Origin of the sequence: Stenotrophomonas sp. SrG, assembly GCF_050031795.1 — a bacterium.
Lineage (GTDB): Bacteria > Pseudomonadota > Gammaproteobacteria > Xanthomonadales > Xanthomonadaceae > Stenotrophomonas > Stenotrophomonas rhizophila_A.
Map to the genome: position 1 here is coordinate 162,516 of NZ_JBNBBE010000006.1, position 22,611 is coordinate 185,126.

Here is a 22,611-nt window from a genome sequence, read left to right on the forward strand (position 1 = left end):
TTACCGGAGGATCCGGAACCGCACCTGGGTCCAGGCACCATCGGCGGCGAGCGCGGTGAGGGTGTGCTCGCCGGCTTCGTCGAAATCCCGCTGGAAGCTGCGCGCGCCTTCGCTGCGTGCAATCCAGCGGTCATCCAGCAACCAGTCCACCGCGTGCTCACTGCCCAGCGCACGCAACTGCAGGCGCACGCCGTGTTCGGCATTGGGCGCGCGTGCGAGCGTTGCGCGGTCGTTGAGGCCCTCGATATGCAGGCTGCCCGCACTGCTGCGGCCATCATCGCGGCAATCCGGCGACAGCGCCGGCAGCTGCGCGGCCTGGCGCTGGGCCAGTGGCAGCCACGGCGACACCAGCGCCGGCCACCGCGCTATTTCACGGCGCTGGGCCTCGTGCGGTTCGCTGCATTCCGGTGACAGCCGCAGGCCGGTGCGGGCATCCACGTTGAATGCCTGCCGCCCCGCCTGCCACAGCCGCGCATCGCGTTCTGCGAAGGTGGGCGGCACCACATCATCGAGCAGGTAGGCCTGCAGGCGTCGCTGGCACAGTGCCGGCGGCGTGGCCTCGGCGCGTTCGCCGGTCGGCCAGCACACCTCGGCCTGGGTGACGTTGGCGGGCAGTGGCGCGGCGGCGGCGTCACCGCGCTGGCGCGGCAGGCTGTCGACCACTTCGAACATCAGCGGCAATGCGGTCACCGCGCCGTACTGGCCCGGCAACGGCGTGCCGTCCGGTCGCCCCACCCACACGCCCACGGTGTAGTGGCGGGTGGTGCCGATCGCCCAGGCATCGCGATAGCCGTAGCTGGTGCCGGTTTTCCACGCCACGCGCGGGCGCCCGGTCACGTCGAACGTCCCGGCGCCATAGCCCGGGCGCGGGTTGGATTCAAGTACTTCGCGGGTGATCCATGCGGCGCCCGGTGACATCAGCCGCCGTTCGATCACTGCATCATCGGGCGTGTAGCGCACGCGGCCGGCGATGCCGTTGCGGTTGAACGCGGCGAACGTGCCAACCAGATCTTCCAGCCGCGCCCCGGTGCCGCCCAGGATCAGCGACAGGTTCGGCGCGCTGCCGTGCGGGAAGCGCAGGGTGATGCCGGCATGTGACAGGCGTGCGGCGAAACGTGCCGACCCGACCCGGTCCAGCAGGTCCACCGCCGGTACGTTGAGCGACAACCGCAACGCGGTAGCGGCGCTCACCGGGCCATTGAACGCTGCATCGAAGTTGCCGGGGCGATACCCGGCAAAACTCTGCGGCGCATCCACCATCAGGCTTTCGGAATGGATCAGGCCGTCGTCGATGGCCATGCCATACAGGAACGGCTTGAGCGTGGAGCCCGGCGAACGCCAGGCCTGGACCATGTCCACGTGACCCAGCCGCTGCTTGTCACCGAACGCCACCGATCCGACGTAGGCACGCGCCTCCAGCGTCCGGTTGTCCACCACCAGCAGGGCCGCCGAGGTGCGTTCGGGCAGCTGCGAAAAATACGACGCCACGCGCTCTTCCAGGGTGCGCTGCAGCCCGCTGTCCAGCGTGCTCTGGATGCGCGCGGCGCGCGGCTGCGCGGCATGCAGCCGCTGGGCCAGCAGCGCCGCATGCAGCGGCGGCTGCAGCGCGCGGGTCACCACCGCTTCGATACGGGCGTCGTCCACTTCCTCGCGTGTCCATACCCCGAGCGCCGCCATGCGCTCAAGCACCTTGTCGCGCGCAGCCTGTGCCGCCTCCGGGTGGCGGTCCGGGCGCAGCCGGCTGGGCGACTGCGGCAGCACCGCCAGCAGCGCGGCTTCGGCATGCGACAGCTGCGCTGCCGGCTTGCCCAGATACGCCCAGCTGGCCGCTTCCACGCCTTCAATGGTGCCGCCGTAGGGTGCGCGCTCGAGGTACAACGCCAGGATCTGCGCCTTGTCCAGGTGCAGTTCCAGTTGCACCGCGCGCAGCAGCTGCTTGGCCTTTCCCCACGGGGTGCGCGTGTGCGGGTCCAGGATGCGGGCCACCTGCATGGTGAGGGTGGAGCCGCCGGACACGATCCGCCGTTCCAGCACCCATTGCTTGCCCGCGCGCAGCAGCGCCCAAGGGTTGACCCCGGGGTGCCGCCAGAACCAGCGGTCTTCGTAGTTCAGCAGGGCCTGCAGGTACAGCGGCGACACGCTGCTGGCGGAGGCCGGGTAACGCCACACGCCATCGGCGTCGGCAAACGCGCGCAGCGGCGTGCCGTCGCCGGCCACCACCAGCGTGCTGGTATCGCGCTGCCGGGGCAATGGCGGCGGGAACGCCAGGTCCAGCACCAGCAGCAGAGCCAGCAGCCCGGCCGTGCCCCAGCGCAGCACCGGCCACAGCCAGGGACGCCAGCGGTTCCAGTGCAGTCGGGAGCGAAGGGTCGTCATTGCAGTACGGCCGGCATCGCGGGCCCCGGCGTCGGCCGGGGCCCGCCCTGGGTCACGGCTGGACCACCGTCAGCGTGGTCGGGTTGCTGCGCCCCACCCCGCGCAGGTCGGGCCGGTACATGTCCTCGACCAGCGGCGGGGGCACCGTGTAGGTGCCGGGGGTGACCGCACGCACCAGGTAGAACACCTTGGCGGTGCTGCCACGCGAGAGCTTGAGCGCGGCCACGTAGCGGTCGTCGCGGAACTCCTCATGGCGGAGCGTGGCCGCCTCGCCACGGTCTTCCACGCGCAGTCCATCGACCACCACGTCGGCCCACTGCTTGGCATCGCCCAGGTTGAAGTTCTCGATCTCCAGCCCGGCCGGCAGCAGGTCGGTCAGCAGCGCATCGGGCATGTCCACGTTCGGGGTGACGCTGACCCGCACGATCAGTGCTTCGCCTTCCTTCAGCGCACGCGGGGTCCACGGCTTGCCGTCGGTGGTGAACCAGCTGCGTTCCACGCCGAGGGTGCGGCTGTCCGGTTCCGGCGCGGTGCGCGGAATGCCGGCCACTTCCAGGCTGGCGAACATCGGCGGCTCGCCCTTGGGGCTGAACCGCACGCCCTTGGCCAGTGCGGCGTAGTCGAAACTGCGGCCGAACATGCGGCGCGCGGCGATCGCTTCCACTTCGCTCCCGACGGCCAGCTCGCCGGATACCTGCCTGGCCTGGTTGGCCGCCAGCGCCTTGCCCAGGCGCGCGATGGCCACCTGTTCCTGCGTGCTCAGCCACATCCAGCCGTTGTTGCGGCGGGCATCCAGCGCGCGGCCCAGTTCCACCGCGCGTGCGTCGTAGGCCGGCTTGGACAGCTTGCGCTCGTGCAGCAGCGCGATCATCAACGCATCGTCGCGCACCGCGCTGCCGTAATCGCCGAAGTACTGCGGGCGCTCGCTGCTGGGCTTGGCGAAACCGGCCGCAATGGCCGCATCGCCCCGCTTGTGGTCACCCTGCAGCGACAGCGCGATACCCAGGTGGACCAGCGACAGGCCGGTGAGCGACTTGCTGCGTTCGTTGTCGTACAGCGCGCGCAGGGTACCCAGCGGGGCCCGGTTGACCCGCGCCAGCACGTAGCCCGAATACGCCTGGTTGGCGAATTTCAGGTTCTCGCGGCGGTCCTCGCCGTAGAACTGGTTGCCGCCGGACAGCAGGTCCTCGCTGAGCCGGTTGAGCGCCTTCTGCAGCACGCCGTCGGGCACGGCGAAGCCGGCGTCCTTGGCATCGAGCAGGAACTCGGCGATGTACGGGGTCAGCCACGGATTGACGTAGCCGTCGTCGCCCCACATCGAGAAGTTGCCGTTGGCTACCTGCATCGACGCCAGGCGGCCGAACGCGCCTTCCATGCGTTCGCGGCGGGTCCTGGCATCCAACCCATCGGCACCGAGCATGGCCGAGGTGGCTTCATCCAGCATCAGTGCGGCGTAGCCCTTGCTGGTGGTCTGCTCGGCGCAGCCATACGGATACTTCAGGGCACCGTCGAGCGCACTGGCGAAGGGAATCGGCGGCAGCGCGCTGACCAGCATGCGCGCGGTGACCGAATCGCTCATCAGGCCATCGGCCAGGCCTGCGCCCAGCTCCACGTCGGCCAGCGGGTCCAGCGTACGGGTCTGCGCGCGCAGCACCTGCGGCCACGCCGCGCGTACCGGCAGGTCATAGCGGCGGTCGACCTTGAAGCCGTTGCCTTCCACCCGCACGCGCACCTTGGCCACCGTGTAGCCCTCGCGCGCCACCAGCGGGAAGCTGAGCGTGCTCTTGGCATCGGCGTTGAGCTTGAGCGTCCGGCTGGGCTCGCCGAGGGTCAGCGGGCCGATCCCATCGACCTGCACGTTGAACTCGCCCGGTTTGCCGGTGAAGTTCTGCACGTCCAGGGTGACCGTGCTGCGGTCGCCCGGGGCCAGCACGCGCGGCATGCTGGCTTCGGCCAGGATCGGTGCACGCACCACGGTTTCCACGTCGCGCTTGCCGTACTGGTCATCGGCGTAGACCAGCGCGGAGACGCGCAGGGTGCCGTTGAAATCCGGCACCTTCAATGCGATCCGGGCAATGCCCTTGGCATCCAGTTTCACCGGGCCGGAGAACAGGTCCACGGTCTGCACGCGCGCGGTGGGGCGCTTGGCCTGCGGCAACGCGGCCAAGGCCATGTCACCACCGAACTTCAGTTTGCCGCTGCTGCCATCGAAGCTTTCGATCACCCGGCTGTAGATGTCGTAGGCATCCACGCCAAGGCGACGCTGGGCGAAGAAGTGGCCGGCCGCGTCAGGCACCGGGAAGCGCGTGATGTTGAGGATGCCCACGTCCACCGCCGACACCGTGACATGCGCCAGCTTGCCCGCCAGCTGCGGCGCGCTCACCGTCACCGGCAGGGTCTGCTCCGGCCGCATCTGCTTGGGCGCGGACAGGCCGACCGCGATCTGGCGTGCCTTGCGGTCCATCGGCACGTGCACCACGCCGACCGCGCGGGCCGGGGTGATCTTGCTCGGCGCACTGCCACCGCGGAACACCAGCGCGGTGATGTAGACATCGTGGCGCTCCCACTCGGCGGTGACCGGAATGTCGAAGGTGCTGCCCGGCTTGGCGTCGATTTCCTGCACGTACAGCATCTTGTCGCTTTCAACCATCAGCACGCCCTTGCCGGCGTGCGGCGGGGTGACGGTGACGCGGACCTTGTCGCCGGCCTTGTAACCGGTCTTGTCCAGGCCCAGCTTGATCTTGTCCGGGCGCGCATCCAGGCCGCGGTTTTCGTCGTTCCAGCTCCAGCCGGCGTGGAACGGATAACGGCTGGTCAGCCCGGTGGCCGGGTCGAACACATCCAGGCGGTACTCGCCCCATTCCACCGGGAAGTCCACGCCCACCGCCGCGCTGCCGGCGTCCAGGGTGCGGCTTTCCTTGTTCTCGAAGCGGCGGCTGAAGTCGTAATCCCAACGGTTGTCGTTGAAGGTCCAGTGGTAATCACGCAGCTCGCGCACCAGGGTAACCTTCAGGCCCTTGCCGGGCTGCGGCTTGCCGGCCGCATCCACGCGCAGGACTTCAAAGCGCGCGTTGCTGTTCGCATCGGCGCCGTCTTCGGGGTTGAACAGCGGGCGCACGCCGACCAGCACCGGAGCCGGCCACAGCACCCGCTTCAGGGTGCGGCTGACCGTGCGGCCGCCGGTTTCATACACGCTGCCCGACAGCACCACCGCCACCGGCGCGCTGGCCTTGACCTCGGCCGGCAGCTCCACGTCCTGGCGCAGCGTGCCGTCGGCGGGGAACTCGGTATCGATCACATCGCGCGCTTCGCGCGGCAGCTCCAGGGTCGGGTCGCCGAAGAAGTAGCCCGGCAGCGATTCCACCGGCGACTGCTCGGCCGCCACCGCCAGGCGCGCGGTGAAGCGGTTGCCATCGGCCGGCGCACCGTACAGGTAAGCCGCATCGGCCTGCAGCTTGAGCGGCTCGCCCGGCTTGAGGGTCTTCTGCGGGCTGTCCAGGTCCAGCTTCATGCGCTCGGGCAGGAACTCCTCGATCCGCAGGGTCATGCCCTGGATCGCCTCCTTGCTGGCCGGGTTGGTGCGGAACTCCACCTGCCAGCGCCCGGTCGGCGCCTCCACCGGGATGGTCTGTTCGAAGCTCAGGTAGCCCTGCTCGCCCGGTTGCAGGCGGGTTTCGCGGAAGGTCTTGCCGTCAGGCTGCTTCAGGCGCAGGAACACCGGCTGCCCGCCCTTGCCAGGGCCGCTGACCGGCTTGCCGTCGTTGTCGCGCAGCAGCGCGGAAATGCGCACGGTTTCGCCGGGGCGGTACAGGTCGCGACCGGACCAGGCGAACACGTCGAACCACGCGTTGTCGCGGCCGGCCACGGCAAACTCGCTCAGGTCCAGCGCCGGCTGGTTGAACGGCAGCATCGAGGTATCCGCACCGCTGCTGGCAATCAGCACATGGCCCGCATCCAGGGTGTAGTTGAGCAGCGCGTTGCCGTTGCCGTCGGTACTGCCCTTGAGCACCACCTCGCCCTTCGCGTCGATGATGCGCAGGTCGATCTTCTTCAGCGCCGCGCCGCTCTGCAGCGAGGCGGTGTGCACGAACAGGGTGTCCTTGTAGGCGCGGGTGTGCAGGCCGATGTCGCTGACGGTGAAGAAGGCGGTGTCGAACTCGCTGTCGAACGAGCCGCTACGCTTCATCACCGCGAAGTACAGGCCCGGCTCCTGCAGTTCCTTGATGTCCTGGGTGGGGAGGTAGGTCAGCACGCGCTCGTTCTGCTTGCCGCCCAGCACGAAGCGGTTGACGTAGACCGGCTCGGCCAGCTGCGACATCGGGGTCTTGTCGCCGTATTCGCTGTCCAGTTCCCAGCTGCCACGGCGGCCGCCGCGCTGGTACTGGCTGAAGAAGCTGGACAGTTCCTTGTCGCGCACGCGCAGGAACTCCACGTCCACTTCCTTCACGTTGACCGACACCACCGGCAGGCCGCGGCTTTCGCGCGCTGGCAGCACGCTGCCCTGCGAGGCGAAGCCGGCCACCGGCTTGAGCTCGCCACTGAAGACCTTCTGGCGCAGCTCCTTGCCGATCCGGCTGCCGTCGGCGGCCAGCAGGTCCGGCGAGACGATCAGGGTGTACTCCTTGGCCGCCTCCACGAACGGGTAGCGCAGGGTCTTGCCGTCGTCGGACAGGGTCCAGCTGCTGTCCTCGGTGCCGACCTTCTCGCCGAAGCGGACCAGCTTGTCGAAGTCCTGGGTGCCGACCAGCGGCCGCGAGAACTCGAGGGCCAGCGACAAACCGTCACTCTTCTGGTCGGGGAAGGCGCGTATCAGGGTGAACTCGCTGACGGCTTCGGCCTTGGCGGCAATCGGCGCGCCCGACGGCGTGGGCAGCTGGCCGCTGTCGTTGCGCTTGCAGCCGCCGATCCCCAGTGCCAGGCCGGCGACCAGCGCCATCCCCAGGATTCCCTTCCAGCCCCACCGCCCGACCGTTGCCATATGTCGCTCCTTGAACAAGGGCTTCATTATGCACCCGGGCGTTACGGGCTGCCTGGGCACGCATGGCGTGTCCCAGGTGGTGCGTACGGGGCGGTCAGACGGTCCCGGCCGGGACCCTTACCGCGCCTTCCATCAGCACCCGTGCGCTGCGACTCATGATCGCCTTGGTCACGGTCCACTGACCATCGACCTGCGCCGCCGCCGCGCCCACACGCAGGGTTCCCGACGGATGCCCGAAGGTGACCGCGCCGCGCTCGCCGCCGCCGGCCGCCAGGTTCACCAGCGTGCCCGGAATGGCGGCAGCAGTGCCGATGGCTACCGCCGCGGTACCCATCATGGCGTGGTGCAGCTTGCCCATCGACAGCGCGCGGGCGTGCAGGTCGATGTCGCCCGCCGCGATCTGCCTGCCACTGGAGGACACGTAGTCCTGCGCCGGTGCGACGAACGCAACCTTGGGCGTGTGCTGGCGGGTCGCAGCCTGGTCGATGCTGTCGATCAGGCCCATGCGCACTGCGCCGTGTGCGCGGATCGCCTCGAACCGGGCCAGCGCGGCCTTGTCCTCGTTGATCGCCGGCTGCAGCTCGGTACCGGTGTAGCCCAGGTCCGCCGCGTTGAGGAAGATGGTGGGAATGCCAGCGGTGATCATCGTCACCTGGAAGCGGCCCACGCCGGGCACATCCAACGTGTCGACCAGGTTGCCGGTGGGAAACATCGAACCGCCCTCGCCTTCGCCGTCGTCGGACGGATCGAGGAACTCCAGCGCGATCTCAGCGGCCGGGAAGGTCACCCCGTCCAGTTCGAAGTCCCCGGTCTCCTGCACCTGCCCGTCCACCACCGGCACGTGGGCCAGGATGGTCTTGCCGATGTTGGCCTGCCAGATCCGCACCGTGCAGATGCCATTGCGCGGAACGCGGGTCGGATCGATGAAACCGTTGCTGATCGCGAAGGGGCCTACGGCGGTGCTGAGGTTGCCGCAGTTGCCGCTCCAGTCCACGAACGCGGTGTCGATCGAGACCTGCCCGTAGAGGTAATCCACGTCATGGTCGGGCACCGATGGCGCCGAGATGATCACGCACTTGCTGGTGCTGGACGTCGCCCCGCCCATGCCGTCGGTGTGCTTACCATAGGGATCGGGCGAACCGATCACGCGCATCAGCAGCGCATCACGCGCCGGACCTGGGACCTGCGCGGCGAACGGCAGGTCCTGCTGGCGGAAGAACACACCCTTGCTGGTGCCACCGCGCATGTAGGTGGCGGGAATGCGGAGCTGGGGAAGATAGGTCATTGCGTATCCAATAGGGCATCAAGGCCGCGACGTGCATTCCAGATCCTGACGACACGGATGTGGTCGGCCAACGCTATGTAGTAGATGAGGTAGTCATCAAAACGACGAATGGGAAGGAAGCGCAGCGATCCTTCAGGAAAATCCAGGACACCAACGTGTCGGGTTGAGCCTGCTTCCGGGTGCCGCTCCAACAGTTCAACGGCTGCCTGAAGCGCATTGATGAAAGCCAGTTCCAGCGCCGTTCCGCCTGCGCCGGCGAACCACTGGGCCGCCTCGTCGGCGTCCTGGAGCGCGCGCGGATACCAACGGGAGGGCTTCATTTCCCGCTGCGCTCCTTGGCCCGCTCACGCATGCGATTGAAATGATCGGCTTCCAGCGGCTCTGCGGTTCCTGAGGCAAGGCCCTCTGCAACCAACTTGCGGAGCAGGTCTTCCGATTTGCTCCGCTGACGCTGGCGGATCAGGTCACGCACGTAATCGGAGGTACTGGAGTAGCCGCCTTCACTGACTTCTTCGTCGACAAACTGCTTGAGCGGGTCACTGAGCGAGATGTTCATCGTGGCCATGGGGGCCTCCTATGGCAATTCTTGCCATAGATGGTGCGCCTACAGCCACACGGCTGCAAGCGCACCCCCATTCATCCTTCAGCTTCGGTCGGACCGACAGGATTTCACGCCACCTGCGAGGATTCCAGGAAGTCCTGCGCAAAACGCTGCAATACCCCGCCCGCTTCGTAGATCGAGACTTCTTCTGCGGTGTCCAGGCGGCAGGTGACCGGCACCCGCAGCTGTTCGCCGTCGCGGCGGTTGATCACCAGGGTCAGCTCGGCGCGCGGCACGCGCTCACCGACCACGTCGAAGGTTTCGGTACCGTCGATGCCCAGCGACAGGCGGTTCACGCCCGGCTTGAACTCCAGCGGGAGTACGCCCATGCCGATCAGGTTGGTGCGGTGGATGCGTTCGAAGCCCTCGGCGGCGATGGCTTCCACGCCGGCCAGGCGCACGCCCTTGGCCGCCCAGTCGCGCGAGCTGCCCTGGCCGTAATCGGCGCCGGCGATGATGATCAGCGGCTGCTTTCGCTCCATGTAGGTTTCGATCGCCTCCCACATGCGGGTGACCTTGCCTTCCGGTTCGATGCGCGCCAGCGAACCCTGCTTGACCTGGCCATCGACCACGGCCATTTCATTGATCAGCTTGGGGTTGGCGAAGGTGGCACGCTGCGCGGTGAGGTGGTCGCCGCGATGGGTGGCGTAGGAATTGAAGTCCTCCTCGGGCAGGCCCATCTTCGCCAGGTACTCACCGGCGGCGCTGCTGGCCAGGATCGCGTTGGACGGCGACAGGTGGTCGGTGGTGATGTTGTCGCCCAGCACCGCCAGTGCACGCATCCCGGTCAGCCCGCGCTCGCCGGCCAACGCGCCTTCCCAGTACGGCGGGCGGCGGATGTAGGTGCTCTGCGGGCGCCAGTCGTACAGCGGGCTGATCGGCGCACCGTGTTCGACCTTGAAGGTGAACATCGGCTCATAGACCTGGCGGAACTGTTCCGGCTTGACGCTGGCAGCCACCACCGCGTCGATCTCGGCATCGCTCGGCCACAGGTCCTTCAGGGTGATCGCGCTGCCATCGGCGCGGAAGCCCAGCGCATCCTTCTCGATATCGAAGCGCACCGTGCCGGCAATGGCGTAGGCCACCACCAGCGGCGGCGAGGCCAGGAACGCCTGCTTGGCATACGGATGGATGCGCCCGTCGAAGTTGCGGTTGCCCGACAGCACGGCGGTGGCGTACAGGTCGCGGTCGATCACTTCCTGCTGGATCTTCGGATCCAGCGCACCGCTCATGCCGTTGCAGGTGGTGCAGGCAAAGCCGACGATGCCGAAGCCCATCTGTTCGAGGTCGCCGATCAGGCCGGCCTCTTCCAGGTACAACTGGACGGCCTTGGAACCGGGCGCCAGCGAGCTCTTCACCCACGGCTTGCGGCTCAGCCCGGCACGGTTGGCGTTGCGCGCCAGCAACGCGGCAGCAATCACGTTGCGCGGGTTGCTGGTGTTGGTGCAGCTGGTAATGGCCGCGATGATCACCGCGCCGTCAGGCATCAGCCCCTGCTCCTGCTCGAGCTTGCCGGAGGCCAGCTTGGCTTCGTCGGCAATGCCGCGCGCGGCCAGTTCGCTGGTGGCCACGCGCTTGTGCGGGTTGGATGGGCCAGCCATGTTGCGCACCACGCTGGACAGGTCGAACTGCAGCACGCGCTCGTAGCGCACCTGGCCCAGGTCGTCCGACCACAGGCCGGTTACCTTGGCGTAGGTTTCCACCAGCTGCACCTGGGCCTCTTCGCGGCCGGTCAGGCGCAGGTAGTCCAGGGTCTGCTGGTCAATCGAGAACATCGCAGCCGTAGCGCCGAACTCCGGGGTCATGTTGGAAATGGTGGCGCGGTCGCCGATGGTCAGCGCGGTGGCGCCTTCACCGTAGAACTCGATCCACGCCCCCACCACCCGCTCTTTTCGCAGGAACTCGGTGAGCGCCAGCACCAGGTCGGTACAGGTGATGCCCGGCTGCGGGCGACCAGTCAGCTCGACACCAATGATGTCCGGCAGGCGCATCCACGAGGCGCGGCCGAGCATGACGTTCTCCGCTTCCAGGCCGCCCACGCCGATGGCGATCACGCCCAGCGCGTCCACGTGCGGAGTGTGGCTGTCGGTGCCCACGCAGGTATCGGGGAAGGCCACGCCATCGCGCACCTGGATCACCGGCGACATCTTCTCCAGGTTGATCTGGTGCATGATCCCGTTGCCCGGCGGAATCACATCGACGTTCTTGAACGCCTTCTTGGTCCAGTTGATGAAGTGGAAGCGGTCTTCGTTGCGGCGGTCCTCGACGGCGCGGTTCTTCTCGAACGCGGCCCTGTCGAAGCCCGGGTATTCCACCGCCAGCGAGTGATCGACGATCAGCTGGGTGGGCACCACGGGGTTGATCTGGGCCGGGTCGCCACCGGCATCGGCGATGGCGTCGCGCAGGCCGGCCAGATCGACCAGCGCGGTCTGGCCGAGGATGTCATGGCACACCACGCGGGCCGGGTACCACGGGAAATCCAGGTCCTGGCGGCGCTCGATCAGCTGCCGCAGCGAGGCCTCCAGGGTGGTCGGGTCACAGCGACGCACCAGGTTTTCCGCCAGCACGCGCGAGGTGTACGGCAGCGTGGCATAGGCACCCGGGGCAATCGCATCGACTGCGGCGCGGGTATCGAAATAGTCCAGCGCGGTGCCGGGCAGGGTCTTGCGGTAATCAGTGTTCATGGCTGGCGGTAGCTGCTTCTGTTTGGCGGGCCGTGCGGGAAATGCGGAAAGGCCGGCCCGTGGGCCGGCCCCTCGTTCAGCGGCGCTGGTCGATCGGCACGAAGGCCTGGTCTTCCGGGCCGGTGTAGTTGGCGCTGGGGCGGATGATCTTGCCGTCGATGCGCTGCTCGATCACGTGTGCGCTCCAGCCCGAGGTGCGGGCGATCACGAACAACGGGGTGAACATCGCGGTCGGCACGCCCATCATGTGATAGCTGACGGCGCTGAACCAGTCCAGGTTCGGGAACATCTTCTTGATGTCCCACATCACCGATTCCAGGCGCTCGGCGATGTCGTACATCTTCAGGTTCTGCTGCTCGCTGGACAGCTCGCGGGCCACGTCCTTGATCACGTTGTTGCGCGGATCACTGACGGTGTAGACCGGATGGCCGAAGCCGATCACCACTTCCTTGCGCTCGACGCGGGCCTTGATGTCGGCCTCGGCTTCGTCCGGGGAGTCGTAGCGCTTCTGCACTTCGAACGCCACTTCATTGGCGCCGCCGTGCTTCGGCCCGCGCAGCGCGCCGATGCCGCCGGTGATGCAGCTGTACATGTCGCTGCCGGTGCCGGCGATGACGCGGCAGGTGAACGTCGAGGCATTGAACTCGTGCTCGGCGTACAGGATCAGCGACGTGTGCATCGCCTTCACCCACGAATCCTGCGGCTTCTCGCCGTGCAGCAGGTGCAGGAAGTGGCCACCGATGGAATCGTCGTCGGTCTCCACGTCGATCGCGCGGCCGTTGTGGCTCCAGTGGTACCAGTACAGCAGCATCGAGCCCAGGCAGGCCATCAGTTTGTCGGCGATGTCGCGGGCACCGGGGTGGTTGTGGTCGTCTTTTTCCGGCGACACGCAGCCCAGCACGGAAACGCCGGTGCGCATCACATCCATCGGGTGCGCCGACGGCGGCAGTTCTTCCAGCGCGGCCTTGACCGCGGCCGGGATGCCGCGCAGCGACTTCAGCTTGGCCTTGTAGGCGACCAGCTCGGCGCGTGTGGGCAGCTTGCCGTGCACCAGCAGGTGGGCGATTTCCTCGAACTCGCTGGTGTTGGCCAGGTCCAGGATGTCATAGCCGCGGTAATGCAGGTCGTTGCCGCTGCGGCCGACGGTGCACAGGGCGGTGTTGCCGGCGGCGGTGCCCGACAGGGCGACGGACTTCTTCGGCTTGAAGCCGGGGGCGGTGGTTGCTTCGCTCATGATCCCTCCAGAAAACAATGGTGCGACGTTACTTCTTGGCGGCGAACAGCGCATCGAGCTGCTGCTCGAAGGCGTGGTAGCCGATACGGTCGTACAGTTCCTCGCGCGTCTGCATGCTGTCCACCACGTTCTTCTGGTGGCCGTCGCGGCGAATGGTCTCATACACGTTCTCGGCGGCCTTGTTGGCCGCACGGAACGCCGACAGCGGGAACAGCTGGATGGCCACGCCGGCCGAGGCCAGTTCATCGCGGCTGAACAGCGGGGTCTTGCCGAATTCGGTAATGTTGGCCAGTACCGGCACTTTCACTGCGTCCACGAAGCGGCGGTAGGTGGCCAGGTCGTAGGCGGCCTCGGCGAAGATGCCGTCGGCACCGGCCTCCACGCAGGCGATGGCGCGCTCGATTGCCGCATCCACGCCGTCCACCTGGATGGCGTCGGTGCGCGCGATCAGGAAGAAATCCGGATCGGTCTTCGCATCGGCCGCAGCCTTGACCCGGTCCACCATCTCGCCCTGGGTGACGATTTCCTTGCCCGGCCGATGCCCGCAGCGCTTGGCGCCGACCTGGTCCTCGATATGGCAGGCGGCTGCGCCGGCCTTGATCAGCGATTTGACCGTGCGCGCGATGTTGAACGCGCTGGGGCCAAAGCCGGTGTCGATGTCGACCATCAGCGGCAGGTCGCACACATCGGTGATGCGGCGCACGTCGATCAGCACATCTTCCAGGGTGTTGATGCCCAGGTCGGGCAGGCCCAGCGAGCCGGCCGCGACGCCGCCGCCGGACAGGTAGATGGCACGGTAACCGGCGCGCTGCGCCAGCAGGGCGTGGTTGGCGTTGATCGCCCCGATCACCTGCAGCGGCGATTCGGCGGCCAGCGCGGCGCGGAAACGAGCGCCGGCGGAGGAAACAGGGGTGCTCATGGGCAACATTCCATCGTGGTTGTCGGGTAACAGGCGCAAGGCGCGTGCCAACTCGCAAGTGATTGATTCCACTGGCTTGGCTGCTGTAACGACTTGTTTCACTTTGAAACATTGAAACGGATGTAACATGGATGGAACTGAAACACGGTGCCCGACGATGTCCATCCGCCTGCCCCGCCCTCGCCTGCCCGACCTGGATCCCGGCGCCCTGCCGGTGATCTGGACGGTGAGCGTGTCGCGCCTGACCGGCCTGCTCGGCGACGTCATCCCGGAGTTCGACCGCCGCGCGCGCATCGTCCCCATCAACCTCGGTTTTGAAGAGGCGGTGGACGTGATCGGCCAGCGCCTGCGTCGCGAGCATTGCGATGTGGTCATTGCGGGCGGCTCCAACGCCGCCTACCTGCGCAGCCGCCTGGAGGTACCACTGGTACCGATCCAGGCCAACGGCTTCGACCTGATGGAAGCACTGGCCCGGGCGCGGCGGATCGCATCCAGGATCGGGCTGGTTACCCACGCCACCGATGTGCCGAGTTTCGGCAGCTTCCAGCACAGCTTCGGGCTGGATATCGAACACCGCCGCTTCGTCACCCGCGAAGATGCGCGCGACTGCATCGCCGACATGCGTGCCAACGGCATCGAGGTGATCGTGGGCACCGGCATGGCCATCGACCACGCCGAACGCGTCGGCCTGCCCGGCGTGCTGCTGTACTCGGCCGATTCGGTGCGCCAGGCCTTCGAACACGCGCTGGAACTGACCCAGACCCTGGCCCGCTCCGGCGTGGCCGCACCGCGCCGGCGCGCCCCTGCCCGCTCGCGCCCCACCGAGCACCGCCTGCTCGGCGAAAGCCCCTCGATGCAGCAGGTGCGCGAGCGCATTGCCTTGTATGCCCCGCACGACAGCACCGTGCTGGTCACCGGCGCCACCGGCACCGGCAAGGAGCTGGTCGCCCGGCAGCTGCACGCCGCCAGTGGCCGCGGCGGCCGCTTCGTGGCGCTCAACTGCGGGGCAATCAGTGAATCGCTGCTGGAAGCGGAACTGTTCGGCTACACCGAAGGCGCCTTCACCGGCGCACGGCGTGGTGGGCGGGTCGGCCTGGTGGAGGCTGCCGATGGCGGCACGTTGTTCCTGGACGAAGTCGGCGAGCTGCCGTTGCCGCTGCAGACGCGTCTGTTGCGGGTCCTGGAAGAGCGCGAAGTGCTGCGGGTGGGTGCGACCGAACCCACCCCGGTGGATGTGCGCGTGGTGGCGGCCACCCTGCAGACGCTGGAATCGCTGGTGGAAGCGCAGCGCTTCCGGCGCGACCTCTACTACCGCCTGGCCGCGCTGCGGATCGAACTGCCTACCCTGCGCGAGCGCCCGCAGGACGTGCCGATGCTGCTGGAGCACTTCTTCCAGCAGTTGGGCCAGCGCCCGTCGCCGCTGGATGCGGCCGCCACCGAGCGCCTGTGCGGGTATGCCTGGCCGGGCAACGTGCGCGAACTGCGCAACCTGGTTGACCGCCTGCGCATCCACTGGCGGATCGACCAGGGGGCATTGGGCCTGGCACAGCTGCAGTCGTGGCTGCCCGAACTTCTGCCGGCTTCGGGCGGCGCTGTCGTGCCCGATAGCGCCGCGTTGCATGCCGGCCCTGCGCCCGCACGCCCCTCGCCAGCAACCCTGCAACAGTGGCTGGTCGAACATCAGGGCAACCGGGAGCAACTGGCCGCACAGCTGGGCGTATCGCGCACGACGCTGTGGCGTTGGCTGCGGCACCCCGTTTGACCAACGCCGCTGACCGCGCTTTGCGCATCCCGCGCCTGCAACGACATCCCTGATACGCAGAGCAGGCTTCAACCGACAACGCATTAGGGAAACTCCTAAAGCCAAATGCGGATATCCGGTTGTGCGACATGTTCATCATTTCGTCTGCTGCATGGGCAGGAACTGACAGCGCGGGACATGGAGGGTGATCGCATGCGTCCGGCCGCGACATCGCCGCGCAGGGCGCATCGGGCGGTTTGAAGCCCGGATTTCCCGCCATACCAGGCCTTGCCGCCCGATTCCGATGCACGAGGACCGATACACGCCATCGATGACGTCAAGAGGAAGAACGTTTCGATGGCCCGCGCAGGAGGTTCATCAACGGAAACCCCGGGTGAACTGTCTGCGAATACTGCAATGTCCAACGGCCCGCCGCACGGCTAGGTTCCAGAGCGAGGATCCGCCCACCACCAAGGACACTGCATGTTCCCAGCCACTCACGCCAGGCCCCTTTCCACCCTCGTCGCCCGCACCACCGCGCTGGCCCTGCGCAGGCCGCGCGATGCCGCGGCGGGCCCGACCCGGGCCATCCCGCTGACCGGTATCAGCAACCACGCGAACCGGCCGCAGCCCGCCCCCGCCCGCGTATCGCGGATGCCCGCGTCAGCGTCCAACACCGACCCCGAGCGGGACGATGCACCCAGCGCCCCCGGCCCCACCGAGCATGCACTGGTGGTGCTCAGCGGCCAGATCCATGCCCTGCTGGCGCAGTGCCGCGCCGAAGCGCCTGCGGATGTTGCCAACGCACTGGACGCGCTGGACCTGGACCCACGCGAGCCGTTGGCCCGCAAGCAGAGCAGCGCGCTGCTGCGTGCGATCAAGCGCCTGCCCAACGGCCGCCATGTCCCCGAACGGCAGAAGGCACTGCGGGCGGCGCTGTACGACCTGACCCGCGCAGCGCGCGCCGAGGCGATGCTGCACGAGCAGATCGCACGCCACACCGAGCGCGAACGCATCAACGCGCTGCCGGGTTCGCAGCGCAGCGCCGGCACCGGCGGCATGCTGGGCGTGCGCTTCGGGTTGCCCAGCGGCGTGCATGCCGGCGCGGCGGCCGGTGCACGCCAGGAATCCAGCGTGGCCACCTTCGACGACCTGACGGTCGCCACCATCCGCAGCGCGACGGTAAGTGCTGAAGCCAGCGTCCAGGCCACCGTCGGTCCCGGGGTAGGCGTGGAAGGCAGACTGAGCGGCTACTCGACCGAAGGCGATGCGGACATCTCCATGTCGATGCGCACCCGCGTGCTGCGCCTGGCGCATGCATCGGTCGCCCGCCGGTTGGGCGGCAATGTCCTGCAGCGCGCGTTCAAGCGCGTGACCGAGCCACGTCGCGACCGCTACGACGAGCGCACCAGCCGCGCGATGGCCTTGCAGTCGACGCTGCCAGTCCTGCTCGGCAAACAGGCCGTGGCGCAGCCTCTGGCATTCGGCAAGCGCGGCCTGTTGATCACCGCCGGCATGACCACCCATGGCGGCGCGCTGGCCGCCAGTGCCGGCTATGGGCTGGGCCAGCTCGGCGCCACCGCTGCGGCCAACCGCACGGTACTGCGGGCGGCGCTGCCGACCCGGCTGACCGAACTCGGCGAAGACGGCCTGCCTGCCAGCAAGGATCCCGGCATCCGCACCGTTCTGGAAGCGCGCGTGGCGCATCTGGTGGGCAACCAGCCCCGTTCGCACGCGCTGCAGATCGTCCAGCAGGTCATGGCGTCGCCGCGGGACCCGGACACCATTGAGAAACGACAGAATGCCGTGGCACATGTCGGCGCCGCGTTCGATCACCTGCAGGCGCTGGCCGACCTGTCGTTGCGTGCGCCGGCCCAGACACGCGCGCCGCTGGCCTCGCTGGCACGCGACTGGGGCAGCAGCACCGCAGCGCCCGAACCGGTGATGATCGCCCTGCTCGACACGCTCGCCTGGCTGCAGGCAGTGCCGGCACCCGACACCCGCGCAGCGGCAGAACATGCAGGTTGGGCCCGCCTGCAGCGCAGCGTGCAGTCCGAAGCGCGGCGCATCCATGACACCACGCTGCCGCACGACCGCGCGTGGGTGTACCGGGCGACGCATGCGTTCCGCGAGCAGATCCAGCGCATCGCCACCACCCGCGGCAGCTTGTCGCTCTCTGCATCGCTGCCGTTGCTGACCGCTACCGGAGAGATCGGCGTGGCACGCCATGTGCGCCAGGATCCGGATCCGCTGCGCAATGGCGACTATCTGGAGCTGACCGTTGCTGCCCATCTCGCGCCCGCGTTGGGCACCATCCTGTCCGAGGTGGAGCGGCAGTTGCCGGAGTGGGGGGCGCTGCCCCTGCACGAAGCCGAAGCATTGGTCGCCCCGCTGTCGGCCGACCTTGGGGTCAGCGGCACCAGCCAGCTGTTGGTGCGCTTCTTCCGCCCTTCCTTCCAGACCGATCCAGACTTCCCCCCGTCCGCGCGTGGCAACCACCTGCATGCGGTGCGTGTTGCCACCGGCACCGCACAGTCGCTGGGCGTGACGGTACCCGTGCCGGTGCTGCCGGGGCTGGCACCGACGATCCGGGTGGAGCACAACCGCGCAACCCAATTCACGCGGTACGACCGGCTGGGCGAAGGCACGCTGACCAGCCCGCTGATGCGCTACCTGTCCCTGTGTTCGGCCACGCAGCCCCGTGCTGAGACGTGGGCCGCGCTGCTGGATTCGCATGGTGCCGACCTGGACCGGCTGGCCGAAGCGCTCACCGACCCCGGTTCCGTACCTTCGCTGGAAGCGCGCTACTGGCTGCAGCGCGAGCCCACCACCACTATCGGTGGTGCCACCACGCGCCGCGAAAATCCCGATACCAGCACGCTGGACGCGTTCACGCAGGCAGCCGATGCCGAAACCCGGCGCGCCCAGCTGTATGCGCTGTTCGAAGCGGTCGGGGCCATCACCACCCGGCAGAAGGCCATGTCGTCGCTGATCGGCGCATTGACCCTGCCGGTGGTCGGTTGAGCGCCGCTTACGGGTACAGCAGGCGCTTGCACCACTGCCCGTTGGCATCGATCTCGTAGCACCAGCGCTCGTGCAGGCGGAACTGCGCGCCGTACCAGAACTCGATCCGGCGCGGCACCACCCGCAGCCCGCTCCAGCCGTCCGGCCGCGGAACATCGCGGCCGGCGAAGCTGGCTTCGGCAGTGGCCACGCGCGTATCGAATTCCTCGCGCGAGGCCAGCGTGCGTGACTGCAGCGACGCCCACGCGCCGATCTGGCTCAGGCGCGGACGCGAGGCAAAGTACGCGTCGGCTTCTTGGTTGCTGACCTGTTCCACGGTGCCTTCGATGCGCACCTGGATGCCGGCCTCGCGCAGGCTGCGCCACAGGAACAGCAGCGCAGCGTGCGGGTTGGCCTGCAGCTCGCGGCCCTTGTGGCTGTCCAGATGCGTGTAGAACACGAAACCGCGGTCATCGAAGGCTTTCAGCAGTACCGTTCGCGCCGAGGGGACGCCGGTGGCGGTAGCGGTGGCCACGGTCATTGCGTTGGGTTCGATTTCAGCGCTGCCTTTGGCTTCGTCGTACAACTCGGCGAAGGTGGACAGGGCTTCAGCGTAGAGATCGGTCATGGTCGGCTTCTTTGCGGCTCGGTTTGGGTTTATTGTCACCGCATGTCCGTTGCTGCGTACATTCCCCGGAACAAGGGTTTCCCCGATGCACTGGTCGCGCAGGCGCTGGATGATGCGTTGGCCGTGACGGCCACGGTGCCAGTATTGGCGATCAGCGGCCTGCAGGGCAGCGGCAAATCGACGCTGGCCGCCCAGGTGGTGGGCCTGGCCCAGCAACGCGGGCTGCGCGCGGCGGCAGTGTCCATCGATGACTTCTACCTCACCCGTGCCCAACGCCAACGCCTGGCGCGGCAGGTGCACCCGCTGCTGCTGACCCGTGGGCCACCCGGCACGCATGACCTGCCGCTTGCCCATGCCACGCTGGAGGCGATCACCGCGCGACAGCCGGTGGCGCTGCCGCGTTTTGACAAGCTTGCCGACGAACGCGTGCGGGAAGCGCAATGGCCGCAGTGTCACGAACCACTGGACCTGCTGGTGTTCGAAGGCTGGTTCCTGGGCACGCCGGCACAGGCCGACAGCGAACTGGATACCCCGCTCAATGCGCTCGAACGCGAGGCTGACGCCGATGGCCGCTGGCGCCGCTGGTGCAATCAGGCCCTTGCCGGGCAGTATCCGGCGCTGTGGCAGCGCTGTGACCGGCTGTGGTTCCTGCAGCCGCCGGATTTCGCGGTAGTGCCGCGCTGGCGCTGGCAGCAGGAGCAGAACCTGCAGGCCGCCCAGCCCGAGCGCAGCAGCATGAGCCGCGCCCAGCTGGAAAGGTTCGTGCAGTACTACGAGCGGGTCAGCCGGCAGGCACTGCGCACGCTGCCGGCGCTGGCCGACCGCGTGGTGGTGCTGGATGACCAGCGCCGGATCGTCAGCTGACCAGGAAGGTCACGCGCAGGTTGACCCGCCACTCGGTGATGTTGCCCTGGCCGTCGGTGACCACCTTGGTCTCGTTGATCCACGCCCCCTGGATGCCCTTGACCGTTTCGGACACCTTCTTCAGGCCGCTGCGGACCGCGTCTTCGACGCTGGTGGGCGAGGAGGCATTGATCTCGATGATTTTGGCCACTGACATGGGCGTACTCCGGCTGCGCGCGGGACATTCCGCACCGCCCACCATGGGGTCCCGGACGTAAAGGCGGCGACACGGAGGTGTTAGCATTCCGGGTAATGAATCCCGCTCCGAACCTGATCCTGATTGGCCCGATGGGCGCCGGCAAGACCTGCATCGGCCGCCGCTTGGCCGAGCGCTTCACGCTGGACTTCGTCGATGCCGACCAGGCCATCGTCGACGCGGCAGGGGCCAGTATTCCGACCATCTTCGAGCACTCGGGCGAAGCCGGCTTCCGCCAGCACGAACGCCAGGTGCTGCAGCAGCTTCTGGCCGGGAAGGGGCAGCTGATCTCCACCGGCGGTGGCGCCGTGCTCGATGCCGGCAACCGCGAGGCGATCGCACGGCGTGGCTTCGTGGTCTACCTGCGGGTGAGCGTGCCGGCGCAGCTGGAGCGGCTGGCGCGCGACCGCGCCCGGCCCCTGCTGCAGCGGCCCGACCGCGAGCAGGTGCTGCACGAGATGGCGAGCCTGCGCGATCCGCTGTACCAGGGCCTGGCCGACCTTACCCTCGATACCGATCTGTACACGCCCAGCGAGGCAACCGCGCAGCTGGTGCTGCGCCTGGCCTCGCAATGGCAGCGACTGGAACCTTCCGCATGACCGCGTCCCCCCGCACCGTCGCCGTTGGCGGCGACACCCCCTACACCATCCATATCGGCCCCGGCCTGCTTGGCCAGGGCGAGCTGCTGGCGCACCACGTGCGCGGCCGCCACGTGCTGCTGCTCAGCGATTCGTCCGTCGCCCCGCTGTATCTGGCCGGGGTCAAGCAGGCGCTGCTGGATGCACGCCCCGGACTGCTGATCGGCGAACTGGTGCTGCCGGCTGGCGAAGCCTCCAAGACGCTGGCCAACTTCGGCGCGGCGATCACCGCGCTGGCATCGCTGGGCGCCACCCGCGATGCGTGCGTGATGGCCCTGGGCGGCGGCGTGGCCGGCGACCTGGCCGGGTTTGCCGCGGCCTGCTGGATGCGCGGGGTGGATTGCGTGCAGCTGCCGACCTCGCTGCTGGCGATGGTCGACTCGTCGGTCGGCGGCAAGACCGCGGTGGACATTCCCGAAGGCAAGAACCTGGTGGGCGCCTTCCACCCGCCGCGCGCGGTGATCGCCGATACCGTCGCGCTGCGCACCCTGCCGGCGCGTGAACTGCGCGCCGGCCTGGCCGAGGTGATCAAGTACGGCGCGATCCGCGACCCACTGTTCTTCCAGTGGCTGCAGGCCGAACACGCCGCGCTGCTGGCCGGCGACGATGCGGCGCTGGCCCAGGCCATCGCGCGCAGCTGCGAACACAAGGCAGAGATCGTCGCGCGCGATCCGCTCGAGCGCGGCGAGCGCGCGCTGCTGAACCTGGGCCACACCTTTGGCCATGCGATCGAGACCGAACAGGGCTACGGCGCGCCAGGCAACGACAACCTCAACCATGGCGAAGCGGTGGCGGTGGGCATGGTGCTGGCTGCGCGGCTGTCGGCCCAGCTGGGCATGAGCCACGAGGACGACACCACCCGCCTGCGCGAGCTGCTGCTGCGCTACGAGCTGCCGGTTGCCATTCCGGCCGGCCTGGCGCCCGAGGCACTGCTGGCGCGCATGCGGCTGGACAAGAAGAACGTGGCCGGGCGCCTGCGCCTGGTGCTGTGGCGGGGCATCGGCCGCGCCGAGGTAGTGGCCGACGTAGACGAGGCCGACGTGCTGCGCGTGCTGGCCACCGGCTGAGCCGCGACCGTCTGTCGCGCCCGCCCCGCGGGCCGGTGACGGCCGTGTTGCCGGTTCGCGGCTACAATCGCGGCCATGCGCATCTTCCTGCAGCAACCTGTCAACGGCACCGATCCGACCGGCTACCTCCAGCTCACCCTGCAACCGGACCTGTTCGGCGGCTGGGAGCTGCTGCGCGAGTCGGGCCAGGTCGGCAGGCACGCCAAGCTGCACCGCCAGTTCTTCGCGGAACAGGCCCAGGCAGAAGCCGCGTTTGAAAAGGCGCGCGACACCGAGCTCAAGCGCGGTTACCAGATCACCTATACCAGCGGTGTGCCGCCGCGCTGAGCGGCCCGCCTCCCCCTGGCCCTGCGCCACC

The 22,611-nt window shown here is 68.2% G+C and carries 16 protein-coding genes; 6 read left to right on the forward strand and 10 right to left on the reverse strand.

Annotation, left to right across the window (positions count from 1 at the left end; genetic code table 11):
• From pbpC to prpB, 8 genes are all read right to left on the reverse strand, one after another.
• Nucleotides 1-2,376: a penicillin-binding protein 1C gene (gene pbpC, locus ACQG3P_RS07810; protein ID WP_426804699.1), complete on the reverse strand. Its 2,376-nt coding sequence runs from the start codon at nt 2,374-2,376 to the stop codon at nt 1-3.
• A gap of 52 nt (nt 2,377-2,428) precedes the next feature.
• The gene (locus tag ACQG3P_RS07815) at nt 2,429-7,312 is read right to left on the reverse strand and encodes an alpha-2-macroglobulin family protein (RefSeq protein ID WP_426804734.1); all 4,884 of its coding nucleotides are present in this window, start codon (nt 7,310-7,312) and stop codon (nt 2,429-2,431) included.
• A gap of 136 nt (nt 7,313-7,448) precedes the next feature.
• Nucleotides 7,449-8,639: a 2-methylaconitate cis-trans isomerase PrpF gene (prpF, locus tag ACQG3P_RS07820; protein ID WP_426804700.1), complete on the reverse strand. Its 1,191-nt coding sequence runs from the start codon at nt 8,637-8,639 to the stop codon at nt 7,449-7,451.
• Entirely contained in the window at nt 8,636-8,959 is a 324-nt protein-coding gene (locus tag ACQG3P_RS07825) for a type II toxin-antitoxin system RelE/ParE family toxin (RefSeq protein ID WP_426804701.1), read from the reverse strand. Before ACQG3P_RS07825 ends, prpF begins: the two co-directional genes overlap by 4 nt.
• Complete coding sequence (locus ACQG3P_RS07830) at nt 8,956-9,204, reverse strand: type II toxin-antitoxin system ParD family antitoxin (protein ID WP_095364393.1); 249 nt, start codon at nt 9,202-9,204, stop codon at nt 8,956-8,958. The genes ACQG3P_RS07825 and ACQG3P_RS07830 overlap by 4 nt, the downstream gene beginning before the upstream one ends.
• Before the next feature lie 104 nt (nt 9,205-9,308).
• Entirely contained in the window at nt 9,309-11,924 is a 2,616-nt protein-coding gene (gene acnD, locus ACQG3P_RS07835; RefSeq protein WP_426804702.1) for a Fe/S-dependent 2-methylisocitrate dehydratase AcnD, read from the reverse strand.
• Nucleotides 11,925-12,000: 76 nt separating this feature from the next.
• On the reverse strand, nt 12,001-13,158 hold the full coding sequence (gene prpC, locus ACQG3P_RS07840; RefSeq protein WP_068853668.1) for a bifunctional 2-methylcitrate synthase/citrate synthase: 1,158 nt from the start codon (nt 13,156-13,158) through the stop codon (nt 12,001-12,003).
• A 28-nt stretch (nt 13,159-13,186) separates the two neighbouring features.
• Nucleotides 13,187-14,086, reverse strand: a complete 900-nt coding sequence (gene prpB, locus ACQG3P_RS07845) for a methylisocitrate lyase (RefSeq protein ID WP_068853669.1) — start codon at nt 14,084-14,086, stop codon at nt 13,187-13,189.
• Nucleotides 14,087-14,234: 148 nt separating this feature from the next.
• On the opposite strand from prpB, the gene prpR reads away from it, so the two are divergent.
• Both prpR and ACQG3P_RS07855 read left to right on the forward strand, forming a co-directional pair.
• On the forward strand, nt 14,235-15,839 hold the full coding sequence (gene prpR, locus ACQG3P_RS07850) for a propionate catabolism operon regulatory protein PrpR (protein ID WP_426804703.1): 1,605 nt from the start codon (nt 14,235-14,237) through the stop codon (nt 15,837-15,839).
• A 462-nt stretch (nt 15,840-16,301) separates the two neighbouring features.
• Nucleotides 16,302-18,842, forward strand: coding sequence for a hypothetical protein (locus ACQG3P_RS07855; RefSeq protein ID WP_426804704.1), 2,541 nt, complete (start codon nt 16,302-16,304; stop codon nt 18,840-18,842).
• Nucleotides 18,843-18,849: 7 nt separating this feature from the next.
• Here the strand turns inward: ACQG3P_RS07855 and pdxH are convergent, their stop codons facing one another.
• On the reverse strand, nt 18,850-19,488 hold the full coding sequence (pdxH, locus tag ACQG3P_RS07860) for a pyridoxamine 5'-phosphate oxidase (protein WP_426804705.1): 639 nt from the start codon (nt 19,486-19,488) through the stop codon (nt 18,850-18,852).
• Nucleotides 19,489-19,491: 3 nt separating this feature from the next.
• Here pdxH and ACQG3P_RS07865 point away from each other — a divergent pair, with 3 nt between their 5' ends.
• Nucleotides 19,492-20,313: a kinase gene (locus ACQG3P_RS07865; RefSeq protein ID WP_426804706.1), complete on the forward strand. Its 822-nt coding sequence runs from the start codon at nt 19,492-19,494 to the stop codon at nt 20,311-20,313.
• On the opposite strand, the gene ACQG3P_RS07870 is transcribed toward ACQG3P_RS07865, so the two are convergent.
• Nucleotides 20,306-20,509, reverse strand: coding sequence for a dodecin family protein (locus ACQG3P_RS07870; protein ID WP_068853673.1), 204 nt, complete (start codon nt 20,507-20,509; stop codon nt 20,306-20,308). The genes ACQG3P_RS07865 and ACQG3P_RS07870 overlap by 8 nt on opposite strands.
• A gap of 95 nt (nt 20,510-20,604) precedes the next feature.
• Between ACQG3P_RS07870 and ACQG3P_RS07875 the strand changes: the two genes are divergently transcribed.
• The 3 genes from ACQG3P_RS07875 to ACQG3P_RS07885 all read left to right on the forward strand — a co-directional run bounded on the left by ACQG3P_RS07875 (nt 20,605) and on the right by ACQG3P_RS07885 (nt 22,580).
• Nucleotides 20,605-21,147, forward strand: a complete 543-nt coding sequence (locus ACQG3P_RS07875) for a shikimate kinase (protein WP_307106557.1) — start codon at nt 20,605-20,607, stop codon at nt 21,145-21,147.
• Nucleotides 21,144-22,253 (forward strand): 3-dehydroquinate synthase, encoded by a 1,110-nt coding sequence (aroB, locus tag ACQG3P_RS07880; protein ID WP_426804707.1) that lies wholly within the window; start codon nt 21,144-21,146, stop codon nt 22,251-22,253. Before ACQG3P_RS07875 ends, aroB begins: the two co-directional genes overlap by 4 nt.
• A gap of 75 nt (nt 22,254-22,328) precedes the next feature.
• Entirely contained in the window at nt 22,329-22,580 is a 252-nt protein-coding gene (locus ACQG3P_RS07885; RefSeq protein ID WP_217537395.1) for a WGR domain-containing protein, read from the forward strand.
• The last annotated feature ends 31 nt before the right edge of the window (nt 22,581-22,611 follow it).

Excerpts from the sequence above, each read along its gene's own strand:
- ACQG3P_RS07855 (WP_426804704.1), top strand. The coding sequence starts at position 16,302 with ATGTTCCCAGCCACTCACGCCAGGCCCCTTTCCACCCTCGTCGCCCGC.
- acnD (WP_426804702.1), bottom strand. The coding sequence starts at position 11,924 with ATGAACACTGATTACCGCAAGACCCTGCCCGGCACCGCGCTGGACTAT.
- prpR (WP_426804703.1), top strand. The coding sequence starts at position 14,235 with ATGTCCATCCGCCTGCCCCGCCCTCGCCTGCCCGACCTGGATCCCGGC.
- prpF (WP_426804700.1), bottom strand. The coding sequence starts at position 8,639 with ATGACCTATCTTCCCCAGCTCCGCATTCCCGCCACCTACATGCGCGGT.
- ACQG3P_RS07885 (WP_217537395.1), top strand. The coding sequence starts at position 22,329 with ATGCGCATCTTCCTGCAGCAACCTGTCAACGGCACCGATCCGACCGGC.
- ACQG3P_RS07870 (WP_068853673.1), bottom strand. The coding sequence starts at position 20,509 with ATGTCAGTGGCCAAAATCATCGAGATCAATGCCTCCTCGCCCACCAGC.
- pbpC (WP_426804699.1), bottom strand. The coding sequence starts at position 2,376 with ATGACGACCCTTCGCTCCCGACTGCACTGGAACCGCTGGCGTCCCTGG.
- aroB (WP_426804707.1), top strand. The coding sequence starts at position 21,144 with ATGACCGCGTCCCCCCGCACCGTCGCCGTTGGCGGCGACACCCCCTAC.
- ACQG3P_RS07830 (WP_095364393.1), bottom strand. The coding sequence starts at position 9,204 with ATGGCCACGATGAACATCTCGCTCAGTGACCCGCTCAAGCAGTTTGTC.
- ACQG3P_RS07815 (WP_426804734.1), bottom strand. The coding sequence starts at position 7,312 with ATGGCGCTGGTCGCCGGCCTGGCACTGGGGATCGGCGGCTGCAAGCGC.
- prpC (WP_068853668.1), bottom strand. The coding sequence starts at position 13,158 with ATGAGCGAAGCAACCACCGCCCCCGGCTTCAAGCCGAAGAAGTCCGTC.
- ACQG3P_RS07865 (WP_426804706.1), top strand. The coding sequence starts at position 19,492 with ATGTCCGTTGCTGCGTACATTCCCCGGAACAAGGGTTTCCCCGATGCA.
- ACQG3P_RS07825 (WP_426804701.1), bottom strand. The coding sequence starts at position 8,959 with ATGAAGCCCTCCCGTTGGTATCCGCGCGCGCTCCAGGACGCCGACGAG.
- ACQG3P_RS07875 (WP_307106557.1), top strand. The coding sequence starts at position 20,605 with ATGAATCCCGCTCCGAACCTGATCCTGATTGGCCCGATGGGCGCCGGC.
- prpB (WP_068853669.1), bottom strand. The coding sequence starts at position 14,086 with ATGTTGCCCATGAGCACCCCTGTTTCCTCCGCCGGCGCTCGTTTCCGC.